This is a genomic window from Candidatus Magnetaquicoccus inordinatus (genome assembly GCF_004217665.1).
GTDB classification, from domain to species: domain Bacteria; phylum Pseudomonadota; class Magnetococcia; order Magnetococcales; family Magnetaquicoccaceae; genus Magnetaquicoccus; species Magnetaquicoccus inordinatus.
The window spans coordinates 1-22234 of record NZ_RXIU01000015.1 but is presented as its reverse complement, the minus strand read 5'-3'; the positions used below and the strand labels follow the sequence as shown (position 1 = coordinate 22234).

Genomic DNA, 22234 nt, shown 5'->3' with positions numbered 1-22234 from the left:
GGCTTGCAAGCAGTAGATTGATGGTGCGTTGAGAGGCTGTTCCTTTCCGGAGAAAAGAGATGTCTGAGCTGATTCATGAAAGCGTTCTCGATATTTTTTGCAAATATGCAACCCTGAGACGGGAAGAGATGACGCTGGAAACGTCGCTTCTGGCTGCCGGTATGGATTCGCTGGATGCAGTGGAGATTTTGTTCGCCCTCGAAGAGCGCTTTGATATTACCATTCCCAATCCTGCCAGCGTGACTGAAGCCACAGTTGGCGATGTGGTCAATTTGGTCAGTAAACTGGTTGCCGAAAAAGAGGCTTCGCCCAGCGCATGAAACAGATCGTCGTCACCGGCAGGGGTTCGCTCACCGCTCTGGGCATGGATTATCCTGCCTTTGCCGAACGATTGATGCGTGGAGAGTGTGCGATAGCTCCCATCACTCGTTTTGATGCAAGCGCACTACAGATTCAGGTTGCGGCACAAATTCCCGGTTATCAGGAACAGGATTGGTTTGATGAGGGAGCTTTAAGCCAACTGGATCGTTTTGCCCAATATGGTATGTTGGCAGCACAACAGGCCATTCGCGAAGCAGCCTTGCCGTTGCAGGATGAACAGTTTGCCCGACGTACTGCCATATTGTTGGGAACCGGTTGCGGGGGGCAGGAGACCCAGGAACAGGGCTACCATCGTCTGTATGTGCAGGGAGCCAAACGTTTCCATCCCTTTACAGTACCCAAATTGATTCACAGTTCAGTGGCCAGTCAAATCAGCATTGCCCACAAAGTGACCGGACCAGTCTTTACCACCTCTTCTGCCTGCTCTTCGGCTGGCCATGCCATTGCCATGTCCGTGCTGTTGTTGCGCAGCGGTATGGTGGATGCCGCCATTACCGGTGGAACGGAAGCCTGCATCACTTTTGCCACAGTGCGTGCCTGGGAAGGGTTGCGGGTCATGGCCAAATCGCTTTGTCGGCCCTTTTGCAAACAGCGCGATGGTATGGTGCTGGGAGAAGGAGCGGCGGTGTTGGTTTTGGAGACCAGAGAGTCAGCCGAGGCCAGAGGCGCAGCGATTTTTGCGGAGCTGGCCGGTTTTGGTATGAGTTCCGATGCCCATAATCCGGTACAGGCCCATGTGGATGGTCCTGTGGCCGCCATGCAGGCCGCTTTGCAGGATGCGGGCTTGAGTGCCGAGCAGATTGACTATATCAATGCCCATGGTACCGGTACCCACTTGAATGATCTGGTGGAGACGCAGGCGATTCAGCAGGTTTTTGGCGGGCATGCGCGCACGGTTGCCGTCTCTTCCAGCAAATCCATGCACGGTCATACCTTGGGTGCGGCTTCGGCGGTGGAATCACTGGCCTGTTTGGCTGCCTTGCAAGAGCAAAAAATTCCTCCCACTGTTAATTTTCTCGATGCTGATCCCCAGTGTGATCTGAATCTGGTCACCAATCAGGCGCGTTCGCAACCACTCTCTGCAGTCATGAACAACTCCTTTGCCTTTGGCGGATTGAATACCTCGCTGATTTTCAAAGCTGCATCTACCTGATGAGCACTACCGATGTCTGCTACAAGTTTGCCTTCTGTTACCTGCCTGTTTTTGTGTGACTTTGATGGTACCATCATGCCAGAGGATGTCAGCGATGCTCTGTTGAGCCGTTTTGCTCTGCCGGAATGGCAAGAGATCGAAACGGCCTGGCGGGCAGGTACGCTCAGTGCACGGGACTGTATGCAGCAGCAGGTCGCCTTGTTGCGTGTTGCACTGTGCGAGTTGGATCAGTTTGTGGATCAGAGGTTGATCGATCCCGGTTTTGCCCCGTTTGTGCAGCAGGTTACGGCACGGGGTTGGCAGATTCGGATCGTCAGTGACGGGTTGGATTATGCCATTAAGCGGGTTTTGCAACGCCATGGATTGGCCGATTTGCCGGTGTTTGCCAATCATCTGCAGGTGTTGGCTGACGGCAGCTATCAACTGCATTTTCCCAATGCCGATCCGCACTGCCGTTCAGGCTCAGGAACCTGCAAGTGTGCGGTGGCAGCTCGCGAGGGAGGAGCTGCCCAGGTGTCGATATTGATCGGCGATGGCTCTTCCGATTTTTGTCTGGCCCATCAAGTGCAGCAGGTTTGGGCCAAGGATCGCCTGCTCAACTATTGCCAAAAGCAGGGTTTGCCCCATTGGCCGATGCCTGATTTTAGCGCTGCTGCACAACGTGTACAGAATGGAGATTGGTTGTCTGCCCTGCATGTGTCGTCCACCATGCGCGCAGAATCATGAGTTAGCCGAGGGGAGTAAATGCAAGTGGAAGAGAGTCTGTTGCAGGATGAGGCGGAATATTGCTCTTTCGGCGATACCGTGCACTATCTGGAGCCTGCCAAACTGTTTGCCCGTTGTGCGGGATCCTGGCTTTATGATCTGGAGGATTTGCCCTATCTGGATCTGCAGATGTGGTATTCTGCCTGCAATTTTGGCTATGCCAACCCCCGTTTGAAGCAGGCGCTCATCCGCCAGATCGATACTTTGCCACAACTGGCATCACAATATCTGCATCGGGAAAAGATTGAGCTGGCCAAACTCCTGGTTCAGCAGATTGAAGGAAGCTTTGGCCAACGCGGGCGCATCCATTTTAATGTGGGTGGCAGTCAGTCCATTGAGGATTCGTTAAAACTGGTGCGCAACGCCTCTGCGGGCAAGGGACGCATGTTTGCCTTCGAGGGGGGGTATCATGGGCGTACTTTGGGGGCTTCGGCCATCACCTCCTCCTATCGCTATCGACGCCGCTATGGGCATTTTGCCGATCGCGCCCATTTTGTGCCCTATCCTTACTGCTTTCGTTGTCCTTATGGCAAAAATCGCCAGGAGTGTGCGCTGTATTGTGTTAATCAATTTGCTCGCCTGTTTGATAGTGAGTATCATGGTGTATGGGATGGTAAAGCGGGTGAGTCTGAATATGCCGCGTTTTATGTGGAGCCGGTGCAGGGGACAGGGGGCTATGTGATCCCACCTGCTGGATATTTTCCACGTCTGCAGGAGATATTGCGCGAGAGAAATATCCTGTTGGTGGATGATGAGATCCAAATGGGCTTTTTCCGGACCGGCACCTTTTGGGCGGCAGAACAGTTTGGTCTCCAACCGGATGTGCTGGTTTTTGGTAAAGCGCTGACCAATGGTATGAATCCGTTGGCCGGTTTGTGGGCGCGAGAGGAGTTTATCACCCCGGAGCGCTTTCCCCCTGGTTCCACCCACTCCACCTTTGCTGCCAATCCTTTGGGAACGGCAGTGGCTTTGGAGACGGTGCGCATGGTGCAGGAAAAGGATTATGGGGCGCAGGTGCTAGAAAAAGGAGCTTTGTTTTTGCAGGGGTTGCGCGACCTGCAACGCCGTTTTCGCCAGATTGGCGATGTGGATGGTTTGGGATTGGCGCTGCGTATGGAGATTTGTGCAGCCGATGGTTTTACCCCCGCACAGGAGTTGGCAGATCGTCTGTTTCAGGAGGGGATGAAGGGGGATTTGCAGTTGGGGAATCGTCGCTATGGGTTGGTTTTGGATATTGGCGGCTATTATAAAAATGTGGTGACCTTGGCTCCCTCTTTGGAGATCAGTCGCGAAGAGATTGGTATCGCCCTGCAACTGTTGGAACAACTGTTGCAGCGGGTAGTGGGTAGGGATGGCTAAGGAAGCGTGATCCATGGAGCGCAATGCAGAGCAGCATCTTGCTTGGCCAGGGTGGGAAAAATGGCGTCAGGGCTGGCACTCGTGGGTCAGTCGTTGGTTTGGTAGCCGTTTTTGGTCGCCGCGTAGCGGGGAGGAGGGTGCCGAAACCCCTGTTGCTGATGTGCGTTTTCGCTATGCGGGTGATAAGGCAGCGGTATTATTGATCCATGGCCTGACCGGAACGCCAACGGAGATGCGCTATATCGGCAAAGGGTTGGCGGCAGAGGGATTTGCCGTCTATGGGATGCAGTTGGCCGGTCATTGTGGTTCGGAAGAGAGGCTGTTGCAGAGCTGTTGGCAGGATTGGTATGCCAGCGTCGAGGATGCCTATCAGGAGCTGGCGGCGGTGCATTCGCAGGTCTTTGTAGCCGGTTTATCGATGGGTGCACTATTGGCCATCCATCTGGCGGCAGCCGCACCTTCGCGGCTGGCAGGCATCGCCTGTTATTCCACCACCTTATGGTATGATGGATGGGCAATACCCAAGCTGCAGTTTTTGTTGCCTTTGCTCTTGGCGACACCGTTGGCAGACTGTTACCGTTTTGTGGAAAATTATCCCTATGGGATCAAGGATGAGCGCTTGCGGCAGTGGGTGGTGGAGAGCATGCACTCTGGCAACAGCGCTTTGGCAGGAAATCTGGGTACGACGGGACGCTCTTTGCGGGAGTTGCAACGTCTGGTAGGTGTGGTGCTCAAGGAGATGCCACAGGTGAAGGTGCCAGCCTTGGTACTGCATGCACGCGAGGATGATATGACCAGTATCCGCAATGCCGACCATCTGGAACGCCATTTAGGCGGTATGGTGCGCAAAGTGTTTCTGGATGATTGTTACCATATCATCACCATTGATCGGCAACGCCATGAGGTCATTCAAGAGAGCAGCCGTTTTTTTCAAGAGATCATGCACCAGCATCAACAACACGACAACCGCCCACTGTGACAGTTTTATAGGGGGCGTCTGAGGAGGTAGAGGGTGGATGAAAATGCACCGATTCCAAAAAAAGGCCGCCTGCATATACCATTTTGTGGTGTAGTTAGTCCGGCGGGAATCAATCGTACTTGGCAGAGGTCCAATGAAGAGGAGTGGCAATCGGAATATTATAATCCTGCCTCTTTTTTGCAGACCATGGCCAGTGTCTATGCGTATGTGCGTCTGCCTTGGGCCTGGCGCCGTGGCTCCTGGATCGAATATCTCTCTTTTTTAGCCAAATCGGTTTTGGATCATCTGTCGCGGCGTCCTTTGACAGCCGATCAGGTGGAGACCTTGGCAACTGCCGTGCTTTTTCTGCATCGTTTGACCAAAGGGCAACACAATGCCCTGAGCCATCTCTGGCAGGATTGGCAACGCTTGCAGCGCGTGCATGATATGGTTGCCCAGGCGATTGCGGGCAGCGGTTTTGGCACCAGCGGACGCACAGAGATATTATTGCATATTGCCTCTATCCGTTTTCTTGAGGATGCTGACAAGCAGCTTGAGCAGATGCATTTATTGGAGCGGATTGTGGAGCGCAGTATTCCAGAGATTGAAGATCGCTGCCAAGTGGCTGAGGTGTTGCGGGAGTATGCCTTGTTGAGCGGTGGATTCAGTACTTTTCACCATGATGCCCGCCGTGCCCTGCGTGAGGCGGCGCAAGCGGCGGCACCCTATTTGGATGCGCGTGTGCGCGTATGGATGGCCTGGCCACATGTGTTGCTGCGCCGTCGTTACTAAGCGCTTGTGGCGCACTGGTACAACTCTTCACCACCCGAACCAACCCCAGAAGAGCTGTGTCACCTGTCGCTGAGCGTGGTTCATGAACGAACTGGGGAATGGTAACTATTCACCACCCAAAACTATTGCGGGTCCAGGGAGGTGCCCTCCCTGGCCGGGTCCAGGGATGGAATCCCTGGGATTTTGCTTTTAATCTTTTGCCTTTGGCGCGCTTTTCAAACTAAGCCGACGCGCTCTTTGCGTCGGCTTAAGCGCCTAATGGAAGCAAGCTGTGCGGATTGGCGCGCATTTTTGCGCCAATCCGCACAGCATCCCCATGGGGGTAGAGCTGGCAAGCCATCACGAACCTGAATAGTTACGGGGGAATGTTTCAGTCTCTCCTGCATGGTTCGGTCGATTTGACAGGATGTTTACTCAAAATGGACTTGATGCGCAGCAGATCACCATCCAAAGCGGGATGCCCATGCCACCATTGATCATCCGGTGATTGGTGTCCCACCCCCAGACGTACATTGCGCAGGTGTTCATCCGTCATGCACTTCTGGATGCTCTGTGCTTGTTTCACCAGGTCAGTATCCAGTGTTGCGATCTGCTTCACAACTGTCATGGCTTCCCGTACCTTCATGCGCCCGATTTCCAGCATCCGGTCACCACTGAGAAACCAGGTTTCCACAAGTCGGGGGGAGTGACAATCCCGGCAGGGGAGGGCACGGGCCTCTGTTCGACTGGCATTGTCTGAAGAGATTTGGCACTCTTCTCTGGGCAGCAGGGGAAAAACCTCTGCCCCAATGTTGTGGTTGCCGCGGTGCAGGTGGCAATAGGCGCAGGTGGGAGCGCGAAAATTGCCATCCCGCAGAGGTTGCGTAAAATCCATGCGTCCTGCTTCCAGGGTGGCAAGCACGCCATGTTTGGAGAGAGTATAGCTGCTGCTTTCTCTGGCATGACAAGCTGTGCAGGCATCGTTGCGGCGAGCTTGCGCTGCCATGGTGCCATCATGTTTGGTTCCATGACAGGAACGGCAATCGAGATCTGGCAGGTTGTGGCGGCTTTTCTCCCAGTCGGCCACCAGTCCGGCATTCCGCTCCCGGTGACAGGGCAGACAAGCAGATGGTTCGCTCTCCGTTGCCACTGCCTCCAGGCAACCAGGCATGCAGACCAGCCCCATGATGATGCTTGCAAGCAACCGTTTCATCTCTGTTTTCCCATAGCACTGCCTGAGCGGTCGTGACCGTTCGCCCGCTCTTTGCCTTCACTGTTCCAAACCGGATCATTGCCGAAACGACTTCTCCACCACTCCTCTGGGGGGAGATATTTTTCCACCTCATCCTCTCGAAAGGAGAACCGGTAGTGGGCGCAATAGGCACGCAAAGTGGCTGCCGATTCAATGATGCGTCTGGTCTGTTCTGTGCTGTGTTCCACCTCTTCGTGGCAGCAGTCGGGATGCCAGCGTTTGAGCAAGATTTTGATCCGGGCATTGATTTCGGACAGGGTGGCCTCTTCGCCAATCCCTAAAATTTCTCTGGCCTCGGTAATACGCGCAAACAACCCTGGAGTGTTCATGGCTCTTTTCACCGTTCCACAGGCAAATTGTCTTGTCGCCACTGTTTGATGCCTCCACGCATCAGCCAGAGCGGACCGATGCCCAGGGCATCCAATGTGCGCATGGCTTCGGCAGAGCGTCGTTCGGTATGGCAGAGGATGGCGATGGGACGATCCAAGCCACGCAGTTCATCCATGCGGCTTGCCAGTTCGGGCAAGGGAATGTTGCAGGAACCGGGAATGTGGCCATTCTCCCCGAAAAAATCCACGGCATCCCGCACATCCAGGACCAGCAGTTGTTCGCCAGCCTCCAGCATTTCCCGCAGGCGATGGGTGGTCAAATGGCGTTTGGCTTCCCGTGCCTGTTTGATCCAGCGCGGCAGCAGGAGCGCAATGGAGAGCAATCCCACGGCCCACAAGCCAGCACGCACGGCATCGGCACTGCCACTGGCAGCCTCCTTGCCCGCATATCCCAGCCAGGCATAGGCCAGGCCCCCGGGAGCCATGCAGACCAGGGAGGCCAGCAGATAGTGGTCCAGACGGATGCGGGTCAGCCCCAGGGCATAGTTCAGCAGGTTGAAAGGAAAGATGGGTACCAGACGAACAAAGGCGACAAAACGCCATCCTTCCGCCTCCACTCCGGCCAGCAGGTTTCCCACCATGCCGCCCGCCCGTCGTGCCACCCAATCTCCGGCCAAGTGACGGGCAATCAGGAAAGAGATGCCCGCACCAATAGTGGCTCCGCTTAGACAGAGAATTCCCCCCAGCCAGGGACCGAACAGGGCTCCACCGGTCAGGGTCAATACCGACCCCGGCAGAAAGAGCACAGTGGCCAGGATGTAGAGCAGAACGAAAACCGCCATACCCGCCGCTCCCCATCCCTCTACCCAGGTGCTCCACTGGACAGGGTCCAGCAAATCCCGATAGCGGTATGCCAGAACAATGGCCGCTGTCAGGCTCAAGGCGGCGACGATACGCCAGATCATGGATGACCGGGCATCTGCGGAGGCGACAGAATCAGTTGGGAGAGCCATGGCGGTTCCTCTGCCAATCAATGGATCGGGATGGCGGCATATCCCTGGGCATGATAACCGGTCAGGGATACAAATGTATTACCCACCACCTTGATGCCAGGCAGAATGGTGCCATTGTCTACACCCATCAGGTTGGTGGCCAGAGCGCATACCTCCATGCGCACACCAGGCTTTTGTTGCAAATCGGCCAGCAAGGCGGCAATCTCCTCCAGCTTGGGATGGTGCTCCATGGGCAATGCTTCCCGGTTGTTGGAGACCAGTTTGACTGCACCTCCACGGAATGCCAGAATGATGTTGGGGGTTACCTTTTGCCGCAGCAGGTCGGCATGGGTCTGGGCAATCACCTTGAGGTAAAGTGGCAGGGTTTGGGGATTGGCCATGCCGATATCAAAAACCACCTTGCCCTCGCTGACCCCTTGCAGTGCCTCGACATCAGACAACGGTTGTTGGTTCGGAGCAGCGGCCAAACTCGCAAACCAACCGATTATAAGAGTCAAACTGAGCAACAGGGTTGTTATGGTCTTTTGCATTGCATGGTCTCCGATTTATGTCAATTGTGATCCCGATTGAACCGGGTATATTCACCCTCCAGCCAGAGGGGTTTCAGATCGATTTTTTTGCTAGTTTTTTCTCTGTTTCGCAACTCCTCCGCTGTTGTGGCGATGGCACGGGCATTGTCATCCAGTTGCTTGTGAAAGTGCTGGGTCATCTCTTTGGCCCCATGGGCCATCCCCTTGTAGGCCCCGAGATTGGTAAAATACCACATGTCGAAATAGTCCCGCTCAATGGCACTTACATTGTAGAATGCTGATGCCTGCCCTTCATAAAATCCGATGCGTTCCCGAGGCAACAAGCGGGCAAGCCAATCCATGGGATAGGGTGGACGTTCTGCTGCCGCAGGGCTCAACAAACTGTCGCTGCGCAATGATTTTAATATTTTTTCCACGCCATAGAGCTGTTTCCATGTGGATTGGCGTTCCGCATCCAATTCCCGGAAAAAGCCCCTGGCCGTCTCCTCAGGATGACAATCGGCACAGATCTCTCGCCATCGCTTGCGTTTGATCTCATTTTCGGCGGTTTTTGGGTTGACCTCCCGAATGCCAAATTTCCAGACCGCCTTGTCCGCGACCTGGTGATTGCCCTCTTTCATGTGGCAATAGGCACAGGTCGGGGTTGGATAATTGCCTTTGCGCAGCGGTTTGCTCCAATCCCAGGTGGCGCCCTCCTTTTGGTACAGTTGACCATGGGGCGAGGAAAAATAGGCCAGATCATCGGGGTGGGGTGGACCGCTGTGGCAGGTCAGACAGGCTTCTGGCCGACGCGCCTCTGCCGGATCAAAGCGATGCCGGGTATGACAGGAGTCGCACTTGCTGGCTACCGAATGGCATTGCAGACAGGCGGCCACCTCCGCCTTGGGTTTGTCGGCAAAATGTTTGCTGTCCACCGCCCGTTCCATGGCCAGGGCGTGACTGGGAAACCCGAATTTTTTTTCCTCTTCCATCTGCGCCAGGCGCTGGGGGTGGCAATTGCCACAACTCTGGGGAGTCGGAAAAGTCAGCTTTTGATGATCCTCGCCATGGCAGGCAGGACAACCGACCGGAGGCACTGCCTGGGCATGACGACTGGCCCGCCAATCCTTGACGATGCCAGGGGTCACACCCCTATGACATTCCGTACACTCCTCTTCCTTGAACACTCCCAGCATCCGTTCCCTCTCCGGGCGATGATAGGTGGCCGGATCCCAATATTCGTGCATGGGATCGGGTTGCCAGTGTTCGCCATTTTCGCCGACCCCCTGGGCAGTTTCCGGCAGACCGGACCAGGCCAGCCAAGGCCAGCACAACAGCCAAACTACAACTTGGAGATAGGAAATCCGCATAATGTCCCCAGATTGTTGATAAGTTCCGCGTTACTGCCGATGCGCCCGGAATAGTGCCATGCCCCGGCCAATAGCACAGTCAACAGCAGGGCAAAGCCAACCGTGCGCCAACGGCTGCCAGTTCGTTGCCAATCCGCCAACCCGCGCAACCAATCACGATCCTGGTGCAGCCTGGGAAAAAGCAGGTTGCGTATATCGTGAAAGGCCAAGCTTTTGGTGGGACATTCGCTGATGCAGCGTCCACAGCCCATACACTCGCTGGTATCTATTTTTCCTTTCGCGACACCCATATGCCACACCGGAATGCCCATATCGCAGACCTTTTCACACAAACCGCACTGGATACAGCTCTCTTTGTTATAGTCAATCCGGAAGGTGCCCAGCCGGTTCAACAAGCCAAAGGTGGCCCCATACGGACAGAGATACCGGCAATAGCCCCGATTGCCAATCCACGGTGAGAGGAAAAAGGTCAGGAAATAGGGGAGTGCCACCATCAGGCCGAAAAAGCCCAGATAGGCAGTCGTTGTATTGTTGGCCGGTCGCATCATCGCCCACATTGCCCCCAGGTAGAGAGCAAACCAGAACCATTTGAGGTGCCGCAACCGCCACGCCCATGGACCACGCAGCACATGATCCGCCTGCCGAAAGGGAAAGCCCACCACCTCGCGAATGCCTACGCATGGGCAGTTCCAACCACAGATCACCCGCCTTCCGAAAAGAAAAACCGCAGCAAGCACCAGAAAAAAGGTGAGGGTGCCAGGGGTATGCAGCGATGGGAAGGCGGGCAACACCCCCAGGTAACCCACATAGGGTTCGATGAATGGAAACGACCAGGGAATCAGCCACCACAACACGGTGACATTGGCTACCAGGATGAGCAAGCGTTTGCGACTGTAGGGATTTTTTTCCGCCACAATGCGCCAGATGCCGAAGGCAAGGATGATCAGATATTCGGTATAGCGGTTGAGCCAGATGGCATTGTCAAACAGGAAAAACCAAGTTTCATTAAGCCATCCCAGAAAAGCCCAGGCAAATGCCAGCAGTGATAAGCCCTTGACCCACAGAGGGTAATGTCCGGCCAAAGAGCGTTGTTGATTGATGGGCATGCAGCGTTTCGGACGGATTGTGTGTCGCACATGGGCAACGGGTACGATCCTGAATGTCCGTCGCTCCTGTTGTGTCGATGCCCCTTCCTGAAGGAGGGGACCGCTGTTGGCATTCATGGTTCTCTCTCCTTACCAACGGCGGTTGATGGTATACTCGCCAAGCTTGGCACGGAATGGTAACAGAAGGAGTGCTGTCAAGGGTTGACACTTTTCGGGCTCCCGTAAATGTTCCAAACCGGTTTGCATGGCCGCATGGCCTGCGGTCGGTGCGGGCCAGTAGGTGCCTAGAACGCGGTCCCACCAGGACAAGTTGAAACCAAAGTTGGTGTTGGTTTCTGGTGCCAGAAGAGAATGGTGGGAACGGTGCATATCCGGGGTCACGAAACAGCAGCGCAATATCCGGTCAACGCCTTGTGGAAGACGAATGTTGCTGTGGTTGAACAGTGCCATACCGTTGAGCAGTACCTCGAAGAGCAATACGGCCAGGGGAGAAGCCCCGATGGTATGGACAGCAGCCAGTTTGATTGCCATGGACAACAGGATTTCCAATGGGTGGAAGCGCAATCCGGTGGTTACGTCCACATCCAGGTCGGCATGGTGAACCATATGCAGTCGCCACAATATCGGCAGGGCATGAAAGAGGAGATGCTGGAGATAGATAATAAAATCCAACAATATCACAGCCAGCAGCACCTTGCTCCAAACCGGCCAATCAAGCTGGTTGAGCATGCCCCAGCCCTGCTTTTGTCCCAAGGTTGCCAGTGCCACTGCCGTTACGGGAAAGAGTATCCGTACCAGAAGGGTATCGATGGCGACCAGAGCCAGATTGGGCAGCCAGCGCGTCAGGCGCGGCAGGGTTCGGCCCCTTTTTGGCAGCACAAACTCCCACGCCACCATGACTGCCAGTACTCCCATAAAAATGCCAAGCCGCAGCACTGCCTCACTCTCCATTGTTTCTCTCCTCTGTCACGGGTTTATCAGTAAGATAGAGAGTCATGGACCCCATTGATCTTGACAGTGATCCATATTTCGTTCCACAACTGATGCGACCAAAGAAGGATCGACCATCCATTCCCAACTTCTGGCACGGCACTCAAAAAAGCAACCCTTCGCATTCTTCAGCCAATTTGGGTAGATTGGAAACCCCTTGTCCTGCTTGACTGTTTCTGGAACTATGAGAGGCAGTATCGGTCACGGAATAGCTCCTGGTGTCGTATGGTCCAACGACCACAGATCAACCTATTGATTGATCAATATTCAACCAAATAGAAGAATATAATGTCAAGAGATTTTTTCAAACAGGAGCTTTTTGATCATTTGGCTCGCATTGGCAAGGCAGTTGGACAAGGACACCGTCTGGTTTTGTTGGAATATTTGGCCCAGGGGGAGAGGACGGTAGAATCTTTGGCGCAACTGGCCGGGTTGTCGGTGGCCAACACCTCTAAACATTTGCAGCAACTGCGGCAGGCTGGATTGGTGACGGCGCGCAAGGCGGGGCTGTATGTTCACTATGCTCTGGGCGACCCGGCAGTGGTCACTCTGCTGCAGGTGACCCGTGGTATTGCCGAACGCAGGATTGGTGAGGTGGAGGCGTTGGTGCGCGGCTATCTCCTGGCCAAAGACAACATGGAACCGATACCGCGCAAAGAGTTGCTGGAACGGATACGAGAGGGTACGGTCACCGTTTTGGATGTGCGACCCGCAGAGGAGTATGCTGCAGGGCATCTACCCAAGGCGTTCAATATTCCGTTGCGTGAGTTGGAGCGTCGGTTGCACGAACTGCCTCCAGGACGCGATGTGGTAGCATACTGTCGAGGAGCCTATTGCGTGTTGTCCTTTGAAGCTGTGGCACGGCTGCGGGAGAAAGGATTTGCTGCTCGGCGTCTGGAAGAGGGGTTTCCGGAATGGAAATTGGCTGAGATGCCGGTTGAAGAGTCGGAAAAGGAAACGGGATGAAAAAATCGGATATGTCATTTTTTATGGCAGGTTGCTCTGGGGCAAATCCTGCCACAAAGCAGCTCCAGGCGGCACAAGCTCAGGCAATAAAGAGGCGCGGAGCGCACGAGCCCGCAGGCAATCGGCTGGTGGTGCAGTCACAGAGAGGTACGAGCTTGGCCCCGGATGGCAAAAGCTTCTGCAGGAGGGGAGGCCAGGTGTAGCAGTGCCATAACCGATGGTTTGTCCGCGAGGCTATTCCTTTCGCAAGTAAAAGTATGCAATAAATAAATAAGTATGCTGATGCGTATGGCCTTATTTACTGGTTAATCGAGAGCTATGTACATTTCTGCCGGGCATCAAGAGAAAAAATGATGCAGTGCAAAAGGTTTGTGTGCAGTGCAATATATGGAAAAAATTGGAAACTCGAAAGATATTGCTTGCTTTTGTTGCTTCTTTTTCCTACTCTGAGCACACCGTTGGCCATGGCTGGTTTTCCAGCCTGAGCGAGCTTTAGGGTGTAAAATAGATAGATTGGTTGTTTTTTTAATGGAGCAAGGCATGTCGCAGAAAATATCGGGTACTGTAAAGTGGTTCAACAACTCCAAGGGCTTTGGCTTTTTGGCCCCGGATGACGGCGGTGAGGATGTGTTCGTTCATTTTTCCGCTATCCAGGCGGAGGGGTTTAAGTCTTTGGAAGAGGGGCAAAAAGTTACCTTTGAAGTTGTACGCGGCCAGAAAGGCTTGCAAGCGGCCAACGTAACCCAAGCCTAGTTTCGCACGGAATCTGCAGCACTCCTGCTACCGGATCTGTTCCGGTAGCAGGTGCATCTCCTGCCTAGATGTTTCAGTTCTTTCTGTGATCCAGGTTGCTTCTGCATGGATGTGATGTCCGTTTCAGTAAACGGCGGCGCCTCAGTGGCTGTTGATAGCGATTTTTCGGAACGCTCTTTTTTTCTTAAAGCCTTTCAGGGCCGCTATCTAACTTTTGTCCTGTCGCAGACAAGCGATCTTACCCCAGAAAGCCTCTCCCTTTTTCAGCACATACTCTCTGAGCTTGTGGTCGTCTCCCCTTTTGCGCATCGCGAGGGTAGTCGCATTCTTATCCTCTATGAAGCGCATGCCAAAGTGTTGCAGGCGCTGCAGCCGCTTCTTGGCTTTTTTGCCAAACAGATGCAGCACATCCCGTTAGCCTCGTCTGTGGCAACTATACCTTCCGTGTTGTGGCAAGCCACTGCTGCTGGCACCGACAAGCGAATAGTTGCACTGGCCCTGGCCAAGCCTGCCGAAGAGAGCTTTATCGAACAGGTGGTCCGATTAGGCTTGCAACTGCGCATGTCGCGTCTGCTCTGGTTGGAGCAAGAGGGGGGAATCAGCGATGAACAGGGTCAGATCCAGGGGTTTTTTAATAGTGCGCGTCTGGCCGATCTGTTGCGCAGCACAGATCTGCGCCGATATAGCTTGCTGCATGGTTTTCAACGCCTGCTCGCCGGAGGCGTCAAGGCGATTGTTTTATGCCGGATGAGTGAACTGGAACAGGAGCTCTTTACCTACCAGGGCAGAGGCTCCTTTTTTTCCCGTCATCCCTATTGTCGGGTGCGCCGTTTGGGTTTGGATGATTTTGCCCAATCGGTTGCCATCATTCGCAAGGGAGAGCAGGAGGGATTTTTGTTGCCCCGTTCGGACGAGTTGCTGGCACAGGTCTTGGCGGGCAGTTTTGGAGCCTTTATTCTGGAGGATCGTCTGGCCGGACTCTGCTCCCTGCATACCGCCGGATACCAGGAAGAGAAGATGGGCGAGATTGTGTCACTCTATACTCTGACCCGCTTTCAGGGTGTGGGAGTGGGCAGGCAACTGCTCAGCCATCTGGTTCAGGAGGCGCGCCAGCAAGGGTTGTTGTATCTGTTTGCTTGTACCCGTCATGAACCTGTGGCCGCATTTTTTCAACGTTGTCGTTTGGGACGCCACCGACACAGCTTTTACCGTGTGGCGGCAGAGGAGCTACCTGCTGCAAAATGGCAGGGCTATGATCCGCTGCGCAAACAGCAGATGATTTGTCTGCGCTTGAATCTGGGAGAGTAACAATGGGCTCGGATGTGTTGATCGTCGGGGCAGGAGTCATGGGTTGTGCTTGTGCCTATCGTTTGTTGCAAGCAGGACTGCAGGTGACTGTGTTGGAAAAGGCATTGCCAGGAGTGGAATCTTCGGCGGCGGCGGCAGGTATTCTGGGTGCCCAGTCGGAGGTGGCAGGGGCAGGCCCCTTTTTTGAATTGTGCCTGGCCAGTCGGGAGCTCTTTGCCGATTTTGTCCAGGAGTTGCAAGAGCTGACAGATATCGCTATCGGTTATGAGCGTTCTGGAGTGTTGGAGGTGGCGCTGGATGCCAACGAGGGCCATTTGGCAGCCGGTCGGGTGGAGTGGATGTTGGAGCGCGGTCTGCGGGTGGAGATCTTAAACCGGGAAGAGGCGCTGCGCCTGGAACCGGCTTTGCAGCCGACTCTGATTGGTGCCAACTATTATCCCGATGATCATCAACTGGATCCAGATCGTTTGATGCGGGCATTGACAGCCGCAGTGGTGCGGTTGGGGGGGCAGTTTTTGAGCGGTGTGCAAGCTCTCTCTTTGGCAAGCGCAGAGGGACGTGTGCTCGGTATCCACAGCGAGCGGGGTTTGCTCAGTGCTGCTGCGGTAGTGATTGCCGGTGGTGCCTGGAGCAGTCGCTTGCCGGGGATACCTAGGCTGCGTACCAGCGTGCAACCGGTGGCCGGACAAATTGTGCAGTTGGAAAGCAGGCCGGCCTTTTTTCGCCATGTCGTCTATGGTTTCAAAGGCTATATTGTGCCGCGCAGTGATGGTCGGGTGTTGTTGGGCTCGACTCTGGAGGATCGCGGTTTTGACAAGGCGGTTACCTGTGAGGGGCTGCATCGCATTACCGGAATGGCCATGGCCATGGTCCCGGCGCTTCAGCAGGCACGGTTGGAGCGGACATGGTCTGGTTTGCGACCGGCTACAGGAGATAATTTGCCGCTGTTGGGGGCGGGGCCGCTGCCCGGATTATATTTTGCAACCGGTCATTATCGGAATGGCATCTTGCTTACTCCCATCAGTGCGGAAGTCATCTGTGCCCAAATTACCGGCCAGATACCCCCTGTGGATATTGCTCCCTTTTCTCCATAAATTTCTTTTTTATTAATGAGTTGATAGAGGAAACAATGGCCGCAACAGCGCCAAAACAACGGGTGGCAGTCGCCATGTCGGGAGGAGTAGACTCTTCGGTGGCAGCAGCGCTATTGCTGCAACAGGGCTATGAGGTGATTGGTTTGACCATGCGTTTGTGGAGTGGTGCTGCCAAGGATCCCTCTTTGCGTACCTGTTGCAGCAGTGAGGATGCCCAGGATGCCAGGCGAGTGGCGCAAAAGCTGGGTATTCCTTTTTATGTCATCGATTTGGAAAACGAATTTCGCAGCATGGTGGTCAATGATTTTGTCCGTGCCTACGGGCAGGGGTTGACTCCGAATCCCTGTGTGCGCTGCAATCAGCACTTAAAATTTGTCTTTCTGTTGCAGAGAGCATTAGATCTGCAGGCAGATTTTTTGGCCACGGGACACTATGCCCGTTGGCGGGATGATCCAGCGGGAGCGCAGTTGTGGCGGGGAAGCGACCGCAGCAAGGATCAATCCTATTTTTTGTTTACGATCACCTCGCAGCAGTTGCAGCGTCTGCGTTTTCCTCTGGGAGAGTTGAGCAAGCAGCAGACCCGTGCCCTGGCCGAGCAGTTTGGTCTGCATCTGGCGGAAAAGGGGGAGAGTCAGGATCTCTGTTTTGTGCCTGATGGGGATAAAGATGCTTTTTTGCGCCAGAGCGCGCCGGCCAGTTTTCAGCCAGGGGAGATTGTGGATCTGCAGGGCAAACGTTTGGGGAGCCATTCTGGTTTGGCCGCATATACCATTGGTCAGCGCAAAGGTTTGGGTATTGCCTATTCTGTTCCGTTGTATGTGCTTGCTGTGGATTGGCAGCAGAATCGTCTGCTGGTGGGGCCAGAAGAGGCGCTCTGGCAGAGCAAGTTGTCTGTTGCCGAGATCAACTGGTTGGCAGAGGAGCCGTTGACGGCACCGCGACGGGTATGGACACAAATTCGTTATGCGGCTGAGGCGCAACCCGGTTGGTTGACCCCACTGCCAGGACAGGAGGCAGAGATCTGTTTTGATCAGCCACAAAGGGCCATTGCACCGGGGCAGGCAGCGGTGTTTTATCAGGAGGAGCGCTTATTGGGTGGGGGCTGGATCAAGCCGATGTTGTCCGATCGATTTGCTTGAGAGTGTAGCAAAGAGAGGATTATGCTTCCCCATCCAAAATAGCCAGAAGCTGCTGCAGATCGGTTTTGCCATTGGCATTGCGTGGGAGTTCTTCGAGAGTATGCAGGGTGTTGGGCACCATGTAGGGAGGCAGTCTGTCACTGCAACCAGCCAATAGTGCAGCATGTGTTGCCTGTGTGTGGGCAACAAAACCGATAATGGTGGCAACCTGTGTTCCTGGCTTAGTCCAGCCGACCACCGCTACCTGATCGGATTGTGCCACCTGTTGCAAAACCTGTTCAATTTCTGCCAGCTCTACCCGATAGCCACGGATTTTTAATTGCCGGTCCATGCGATCCAGATAATACAAACCGACTCCCTGTTGCCAGTAGACGCGATCGCCTGTTTTATACCAGCGTTGCGGGTTGCCGTGGTCATCGTTTAAGCAAAAATAGCGACGATTGGTTTCGCTTTCGTTGCGCCAGTAGTAGGTATCGACTTGGCTGCCGCTCAGACAGAGCTCGCCTACCACATCCTCTTCCTCTTGATACAACACCCCTTCACGGAGAATGGCCACCTGTTGCCCAGGATAGGGTAATCCAATCGGTACCATGCCCTCCAGGCACTCCGCTTCGGAATGGCCCGGACGCCAGATATAGCCGGTGATACAAATGGTACTCTCTGTTGGGCCGTAGGAGTTGTCGATGCCAGAGTGCGGGGCAGCCTGTTGCCACAGGTGGACTGTTTCCAAATTCAAGCGCTCTCCGCCGAACACCGACCAACGTAAGGAGGGAAAAGCACCTGCCTTGAGTTGATGCATTCGTTTCATGAAATGGACCACCGAAGGTACCGATTCCCAGAAGGTGAGGGCATGTTGGCGGATAAAGGGGGCTGGTGCATAACGAATGCTGTGTGGCAGGCAGTAGAGAGAGGCTCCGGCGGCCCAGCAGAGAAATTGATCATACACGGAGGCGTCAAAGGTCAAGTCGCTATGCTGGGAAAAACGATCCTCTGGGGTGGGATGATAGCGCAGCAGCATATTGGCGATAAAGACATTCAAACTGCTCGCCGGTACGGCAATACCTTTGGGTATTCCGGTTGAGCCGGAGGTAAACAACAGGTAGGCCAATTGCTGCTCCACCTGGAGTGGTTCCTGCAGCAGGGAGCGGTGCGCGAAGATCTCGGAGTGGCAGAGGAAGCGATGTTGAGTCAGCTTTTGGCAACAAGCAGGCAAAGTTTGTTGGTCTGGCAAGAGGACAATACGACTTTTTTCACACTGCGTGAGCAGCTCTGCCAACTGTTCGATACAGGAGGCATCGGCAATCAGCAAGATGGCATCGGTTAAATTGAGGATATGGCGGTTGCGTTCAGCAGGAAAGAGCGGATTCAACGCTGCATAGCCTTTGCCGGCATAGTGAATAGCCAAAACAGAGGCATAGGCGGTCAAGGAGCGTGAGGCAAAGAGGGCCACAATGGGGTGTTCTGGTTGAGGATCCTCTTGCAGCAGGGTTTGCGCCAAAGGCAACAGATAGTCGAGCAGCTCCTGGTAGCGGTAGAGAGTATCCTGCACAAACAAGGCGGGTCGTTCTGGCTGTAGCAGCGCGTTGCGATGAAACCACCAGGCGGGATTGGCAGTGGCAGGAAGTTTTGTCGGCAGATCGACCAGGAATGGGGAAGGGAGAGTCATGGTGGAAGCGGTCAGAAGGAGAGGCCAAACAATGTGAAAAAAAAGCGCGTATCTTGCCAAAATTGTGAACTGGGATGGTCCCAGATCCGCAACAGGGAGAAGAAAAGCCACACGCCAGCAATTTTACGTAACACAACTAGGTTGGCCTGCAGAGGCGTGTAGGCAGGGGGAGTCAGGGTGCGACGTTGCTGGGCATTCAACATGCTGATAAAAATGCCAAAACCAAGCACGACAGAATAGAAGAGATAGGAGGCAAATTTTTCAAAGGTGATCGTGACGCCATGTTCCAGATATACATCAAAGTGTTGCAAGATATGATAATAAAAATTGCCTACGCAGGCGGAGGCCATGGTTGCGGTAAAAATACGCAGCTTTATATTGTTTTTGAACAGGGAGATATAGGCGGGAAAAAAGAAAAAATCAACGAGAAGCTCTTTGAAATAATAATAATATTGGTTCCAGAAATCGACCAAAGATTTGGTGAGAAGAGGGCGATAGGTATTGCGAAAAATATTAAAACCAAACAGGCGAAAGCAGCCGACGATAAAATGACCGGTAATTGCCAATTGCATGGTTTCATAGATCATATCGATGAACAGACTGCCCCAGAGTGTCGCAAGGGGTGGCAAGCGTTCCACGGGCAGAGTGGTCAGAAAATCGACATGATAGAGCTGTATCAGCGCAGTTGACAGAGAGTCGTGGCTGTGGGTGGCAGAGGCAAAGAAGAGGCGGTTGAGAACAGGGAGCAGCGCTTGCCATAACAGAGCCAGGAGAAGCAGTTTTACGCCTGCCAGTTGCGATTTGGCCAAATCGCTATTTTGTTTGGCCTGTTTGGACTGTAGATAATCCAACCCTTTGCCATAGGGGACTTGTGTGGGGCCCAGATAGGGGAGACAGTAGAGCAAATGGTCAACAAAGCGTGCTGTTTTCAGTTGTCCTCTTTTGCCGGCATAGAGCAACATGCCGATACGCCAGATCAGGAAAGAGAACAGAAGTACACACAAAGAGGCATGCAAGAAGAAGGGGTTGTCTGGATTGTTGCGGAAGCCATTGGGAAAAAAGGGTATGGCTGCGATACAGAGCCAGAGCAGGGAGTGTAAAGCGATTTGTGGCGAGTTGCGCAACCATTTTGGCAAGGCAGAATAGTGGCGCGCCAATTGAAAAAAGAGCCAGAGGATGCCGACGATAAACGCTATATCGCTCGCTATCCAGAGGGGATCGATGGTTGGCAGTTTGGCAAAGCGAAACCAGAAGAAGAGCACCGCCCCCCCTATACCCAGGATGGGGATACGTTGGGCTGGCAAACGACTGGCCAGGATCATCAAGGGAAGCAGGGGGAGATAGGGGGTAGGGTAGAGCAAAAGCAGGCAGCAGCACCAGAGAAGGATCTGGCCCAGAGTGCTGGCAACAAAGTCAATCAGGCGTTGATTCTCATGCCATTGTGACAGAGTTTGCCAAGTAGAAGCAGCAGACAGCAAGGGATTGGTCATGGTCAATCGCTTGCAAGAAACTAATGTTTGCTGGTATGGGAGTGCGATCTGGCGATCAGGGCCAGCATGGCGTCGATAGATTCCAGATCGACGGGATTGACACCGCTTTCGGAAAAATCGATGGCAAATTCAGCCTCCAAGAAGGCGACAATTTCGAGCATAGCCAAGGAGTCGATATAACCGGCTTGCACGAGATTATCATGATCCTGCAGTCGGTCGATTGAGGCAGAGGAGCGCAGGACCGTTTGCAGAAAAGAAACTATTTTGTCGCGTTGGGTTTTCATGTTGCATCAATTAACCGGTTAAGTGGTCCAACCAAACAGACGGGTTGGATCTGGGTTTGTCAACATTGCCAAATCCATTGGCCGCAGCACAAAGCTACCATGCGAGATGTGGCGACAGGGAGTGGGCGAAGTTCACCATCCCGACGCTAGGATATTCGCTTGGAAAAAGGTAAAATCCTAATATATTAACAGCCCACTTATTCATCCTAGCAGAAAACTGCCCTGTTGACCAGGAACCATTCCCTGACTTTTGCAAAGTTGGCAGGATGAAAAAGAAAAAATTGGTGGTTGCCGCTTTGTGCCAAAATGCCTTGTTGGAAAAAGTGAGACAATGCCCTGAGAAAGGGAAGCGGCACCATGTGGATACTGTTTGCCAGCAAAATGCAAGCCAGAGGCAATATTAATATTTTCATTGTATATCAGGTAATTGATTTATTGCCCTTGTCTGGAATAAATATTTGTGTTGCGTTTATGCAATAGATGGGTTAAGCCTGTGCAATAGTCTAAAGGCTCTTTGCGCCTTCATACCCCGTGGCAAACACTCTTGTGCTTGGTCACTGATTGGCAGACAGCCAGTGCTTTTGCTGCTTTTATGCGTGTTGGTGGGCGGCCGCGGCCCCGTCGTGGGGCGATATGACTGGGTTGACATTCATTTTTTTCGATGGTTTGCAAAATTTTTTTACGTACAAATTCCGGCTCAAAATTGGCTAATTCACAAACCAAAGCAAAGCTTTTCCCCCCCTGTTGAAACCAGCGTCGGGCTGTCTGTTTGGTCAGGGGATCTTCAGCAAAAAGCGCATCATTGATGGCTGTGCTTAACACGGCTATCCAGAGTTTTCTTTCCGGTTGCCAACGCTGTTGCAGATCAACTTCCGTTTGTGTGGCCACCAGCGCATTGACATCCCTTTCTTCGTGCTCCAAAAGCTCTTTCAATAGCGGCTCCTTGCTGTCTACCAAAAAATGTACATCACTATTATTGGTGGTCTCCTACAGACAGCAAAATGCAAGCCAGGGAAAAATATTAAAAATAGATTATACTTATCAATTATTTGTAAATATATTCATCGGTTGGTGTCGTTAACGAATGTTGCAATAATGCAATCCTCTCAGTGCAAAAAAGCATCTCCATTGAATGTGCAAAGAGAGGGGAAGAGTGGAGGCGGCGGAGGACACCGCCAGAAGAGAGTGGAAAGATTATTTGATAAACATCAATTTTATTGAATATGCGGAGCAAGAGGGGAGTGTTCGGATAGAGGGGTGTTGTCGTCGAGCAGAGTGGTGGAGTGGATCTTTTTCAAACGGCGCCACAGAGAGATTCGATCCAAACCCAATACTTTGGCTGCCAGGGTTTGATTGCCGTTCATCTGTTCACATACCCATAAAATATATTGTTGCTCCATTTCCGCCAAGGGCAACATGCGGCTGTTGCTGTATTGAAAATAGTAGGATTTTTGTTTGTCCAAATAGTCTGGCAACAGCTCCTCACTAATCTCTTGGCCGTTACTGAAAGCGACAGCGCGTTGGATGATATTTTCCAATTCACGCACGTTGCCGGGAAAAGAGTGTTGTTGCAATCTT

23 protein-coding genes are annotated in these 22234 nt (G+C 53.4%); 11 read left to right on the top strand and 12 right to left on the bottom strand.

Annotated features, from left to right (window positions below; all coding sequences use genetic code 11):
* Positions 1–59 precede the first annotated feature (59 nt).
* Genes EJP87_RS02770 through EJP87_RS02745 form a run of 6 tightly spaced genes read left to right on the top strand, consistent with a single transcriptional unit; the run spans position 60 to position 5408 of the window.
* Positions 60–320 carry an acyl carrier protein gene (locus EJP87_RS02770; RefSeq protein ID WP_130470341.1) on the top strand — a complete coding sequence of 87 codons (261 nt, stop codon included), beginning with the start codon at positions 60–62 and terminating at the stop codon, positions 318–320.
* Positions 317–1534, top strand: coding sequence for a beta-ketoacyl-[acyl-carrier-protein] synthase family protein (locus tag EJP87_RS02765; protein WP_130470340.1), 1218 nt, complete (start codon positions 317–319; stop codon positions 1532–1534). The genes EJP87_RS02770 and EJP87_RS02765 overlap by 4 nt, the downstream gene beginning before the upstream one ends.
* A 12-nt stretch (positions 1535–1546) precedes the next feature.
* A complete protein-coding gene (locus EJP87_RS02760) occupies positions 1547–2260 on the top strand; it encodes an MtnX-like HAD-IB family phosphatase (protein WP_130470339.1) in 714 nt (237 codons plus the stop codon).
* An 18-nt stretch (positions 2261–2278) separates the two neighbouring features.
* Positions 2279–3658, top strand: a complete 1380-nt coding sequence (locus EJP87_RS02755) for an aspartate aminotransferase family protein (RefSeq protein ID WP_130470338.1) — start codon at positions 2279–2281, stop codon at positions 3656–3658.
* Between the two features lie 13 nt (positions 3659–3671).
* On the top strand, positions 3672–4637 hold the full coding sequence (locus EJP87_RS02750; RefSeq protein WP_130470337.1) for an alpha/beta hydrolase: 966 nt from the start codon (positions 3672–3674) through the stop codon (positions 4635–4637).
* Positions 4638–4670: 33 nt separating this feature from the next.
* Positions 4671–5408 carry a hypothetical protein gene (locus EJP87_RS02745; RefSeq protein WP_130470336.1) on the top strand — a complete coding sequence of 246 codons (738 nt, stop codon included), beginning with the start codon at positions 4671–4673 and terminating at the stop codon, positions 5406–5408.
* A gap of 370 nt (positions 5409–5778) precedes the next feature.
* Here the strand turns inward: EJP87_RS02745 and EJP87_RS02740 are convergent, their stop codons facing one another.
* Genes EJP87_RS02740 through EJP87_RS02710 form a run of 7 tightly spaced genes read right to left on the bottom strand, consistent with a single transcriptional unit; the run spans position 5779 to position 11917 of the window.
* On the bottom strand, positions 5779–6600 hold the full coding sequence (locus tag EJP87_RS02740; protein WP_130470335.1) for a multiheme c-type cytochrome: 822 nt from the start codon (positions 6598–6600) through the stop codon (positions 5779–5781).
* Positions 6597–6968 (bottom strand): J domain-containing protein, encoded by a 372-nt coding sequence (locus EJP87_RS02735; protein WP_130470334.1) that lies wholly within the window; start codon positions 6966–6968, stop codon positions 6597–6599. The genes EJP87_RS02740 and EJP87_RS02735 overlap by 4 nt, the downstream gene beginning before the upstream one ends.
* A gap of 8 nt (positions 6969–6976) precedes the next feature.
* Entirely contained in the window at positions 6977–7981 is a 1005-nt protein-coding gene (locus EJP87_RS02730) for a VTT domain-containing protein (protein WP_227657417.1), read from the bottom strand.
* Positions 7982–7998: 17 nt separating this feature from the next.
* Positions 7999–8511 (bottom strand): DsrE family protein, encoded by a 513-nt coding sequence (locus tag EJP87_RS02725; RefSeq protein WP_130470333.1) that lies wholly within the window; start codon positions 8509–8511, stop codon positions 7999–8001.
* 20 nt (positions 8512–8531) lie between these two features.
* The gene (locus tag EJP87_RS02720) at positions 8532–9860 is read right to left on the bottom strand and encodes a multiheme c-type cytochrome (protein WP_130470332.1); all 1329 of its coding nucleotides are present in this window, start codon (positions 9858–9860) and stop codon (positions 8532–8534) included.
* Positions 9833–11083, bottom strand: a complete 1251-nt coding sequence (locus EJP87_RS02715; RefSeq protein WP_130470331.1) for a 4Fe-4S binding protein — start codon at positions 11081–11083, stop codon at positions 9833–9835. The genes EJP87_RS02720 and EJP87_RS02715 overlap by 28 nt, the downstream gene beginning before the upstream one ends.
* A 12-nt stretch (positions 11084–11095) precedes the next feature.
* Positions 11096–11917: a sterol desaturase family protein gene (locus tag EJP87_RS02710; RefSeq protein WP_130470330.1), complete on the bottom strand. Its 822-nt coding sequence runs from the start codon at positions 11915–11917 to the stop codon at positions 11096–11098.
* Between the two features lie 327 nt (positions 11918–12244).
* Between EJP87_RS02710 and EJP87_RS02705 the strand changes: the two genes are divergently transcribed.
* The 5 genes from EJP87_RS02705 to mnmA all read left to right on the top strand — a co-directional run bounded on the left by EJP87_RS02705 (position 12245) and on the right by mnmA (position 17216).
* Positions 12245–12922: an ArsR/SmtB family transcription factor gene (locus EJP87_RS02705; protein ID WP_130470329.1), complete on the top strand. Its 678-nt coding sequence runs from the start codon at positions 12245–12247 to the stop codon at positions 12920–12922.
* A 540-nt stretch (positions 12923–13462) separates the two neighbouring features.
* Positions 13463–13675, top strand: coding sequence for a cold-shock protein (locus tag EJP87_RS02700; RefSeq protein ID WP_130470328.1), 213 nt, complete (start codon positions 13463–13465; stop codon positions 13673–13675).
* 114 nt (positions 13676–13789) lie between these two features.
* The gene (locus EJP87_RS02695; protein ID WP_193771082.1) at positions 13790–14983 is read left to right on the top strand and encodes a GNAT family N-acetyltransferase; all 1194 of its coding nucleotides are present in this window, start codon (positions 13790–13792) and stop codon (positions 14981–14983) included.
* Positions 14984–14985: 2 nt separating this feature from the next.
* On the top strand, positions 14986–16077 hold the full coding sequence (gene thiO / locus EJP87_RS02690; RefSeq protein ID WP_130470326.1) for a glycine oxidase ThiO: 1092 nt from the start codon (positions 14986–14988) through the stop codon (positions 16075–16077).
* A 35-nt stretch (positions 16078–16112) separates the two neighbouring features.
* Entirely contained in the window at positions 16113–17216 is a 1104-nt protein-coding gene (mnmA, locus tag EJP87_RS02685; protein ID WP_130470325.1) for a tRNA 2-thiouridine(34) synthase MnmA, read from the top strand.
* Positions 17217–17235: 19 nt separating this feature from the next.
* Here the strand turns inward: mnmA and EJP87_RS02680 are convergent, their stop codons facing one another.
* The 5 genes from EJP87_RS02680 to EJP87_RS02660 all read right to left on the bottom strand — a co-directional run.
* Positions 17236–18882: an AMP-binding protein gene (locus tag EJP87_RS02680; RefSeq protein ID WP_130470324.1), complete on the bottom strand. Its 1647-nt coding sequence runs from the start codon at positions 18880–18882 to the stop codon at positions 17236–17238.
* 11 nt (positions 18883–18893) lie between these two features.
* Positions 18894–20372 (bottom strand): hypothetical protein, encoded by a 1479-nt coding sequence (locus tag EJP87_RS02675; protein ID WP_130470323.1) that lies wholly within the window; start codon positions 20370–20372, stop codon positions 18894–18896.
* Between the two features lie 20 nt (positions 20373–20392).
* Complete coding sequence (locus EJP87_RS02670; RefSeq protein WP_130470322.1) at positions 20393–20656, bottom strand: acyl carrier protein; 264 nt, start codon at positions 20654–20656, stop codon at positions 20393–20395.
* A 522-nt stretch (positions 20657–21178) separates the two neighbouring features.
* The gene (locus tag EJP87_RS02665; RefSeq protein WP_130470321.1) at positions 21179–21589 is read right to left on the bottom strand and encodes a hypothetical protein; all 411 of its coding nucleotides are present in this window, start codon (positions 21587–21589) and stop codon (positions 21179–21181) included.
* A 281-nt stretch (positions 21590–21870) separates the two neighbouring features.
* On the bottom strand, positions 21871–22234 hold a 364-nt coding region (locus EJP87_RS02660), incomplete at its 5' end, for an AAA-type ATPase lid domain-containing protein (protein ID WP_320412210.1).